Origin of the sequence: Geobacter hydrogenophilus (assembly GCF_018501225.1) — a bacterium.
GTDB classification, from domain to species: Bacteria; Desulfobacterota; Desulfuromonadia; order Geobacterales; family Geobacteraceae; genus Geobacter; species Geobacter hydrogenophilus.
Genome location: NZ_JAHCZI010000030.1, coordinates 1 through 925 on the forward strand (window position 1 = coordinate 1; position 925 = coordinate 925).

Annotated in this window: 2 protein-coding genes; both read left to right on the plus strand. The window is 46.6% G+C overall.

What is annotated here, in order from left to right:
* Window positions 1-130 precede the first annotated feature (130 nt).
* The gene (locus tag KI811_RS18375; protein ID WP_214187919.1) at window positions 131-502 is read left to right on the plus strand and encodes a hypothetical protein; all 372 of its coding nucleotides are present in this window, start codon (window positions 131-133) and stop codon (window positions 500-502) included.
* Window positions 503-556: 54 nt separating this feature from the next.
* The gene (locus KI811_RS18380; RefSeq protein WP_214187920.1) at window positions 557-865 is read left to right on the plus strand and encodes a hypothetical protein; all 309 of its coding nucleotides are present in this window, start codon (window positions 557-559) and stop codon (window positions 863-865) included.
* Window positions 866-925 lie beyond the last annotated feature (60 nt).

Genomic DNA, 925 nt, shown 5'->3' on the forward strand with positions numbered 1-925 from the left:
CCGCGTACAGATTCACCCCAGCCAGTTGCGTATGTAGAAAGAAAATCCTACCAGACGGAACAGTAGATAATTACGCAAAGATGGTGATTGATCTTCAAAATAAGAAGCTGAGCTGGTAAAGGCGAACATCATGATTTGTCCCCTGTGCAATACGGAGTACCGAGAAGGCTACTATACCTGCGCTGATTGCTCCGTTCCCCTTGTAGAAAAAACGAAACCAAACCTACCTGAAGAAAGTCAAAAAGAAGAATTTTACGAAGGCGAGTTCGTCGAAGTCTTTCAGACGACAGATCAATCTGACATTTTGACGGTAAAACTGGCCTTCGACGAAGAACAGATACCAAACAACTTCTCCGGAGATTTCTTCCTAGGGTATAGACCAGGTCTACTTGCTCGATTTTTTGTGCCGTCTGAGTTTGAGTTGAGGGCTTTAGATGTTCTTCGAAAGCTGACCTTGAACACGGATGCCCAACGAGACCGGTGGACACCGACCGGGCGATAAAGCTGCCCGGGCGGGTCACCGGCCGAGCCGTTGGAAGATTAAAAAGGAAAAACAATGGGAATAGATGCAAGAATTGAAGATGAAAACGGTCAGTGCATCGAGGAGTTGGGTGATCCGAAAGAATTAGTTGTGGTTCTGTTGCCAAGGTACGACGACAATACCTCGAATTGCATGAGGTTTATCGACCCATATGGAGACACTACTTTCAACAAGCCACAGATGCAGATTTTGATAAACGAATTGAAACAATCCATTGAAAAAGCATCAAATCTAGAGGCAAAAGAGCACGGGAAAAAGCTTCTTGAAATGGCGAAGAAAGTTTCGGAGGACGTCCATCTCTACCTGAAATTTTACGGCGACTGAGATGGAACCGGCTTCCAACCAGTCGGCGGCACACAGACGCTGACGCGCTGGTGCGCCTCT

Bases quoted from the DNA above. Each gene is read 5' to 3' on its own strand.
- KI811_RS18375 (WP_214187919.1), top strand. From the start codon at position 131: ATGATTTGTCCCCTGTGCAATACGGAGTACCGAGAAGGCTACTATACC.
- KI811_RS18380 (WP_214187920.1), top strand. From the start codon at position 557: ATGGGAATAGATGCAAGAATTGAAGATGAAAACGGTCAGTGCATCGAG.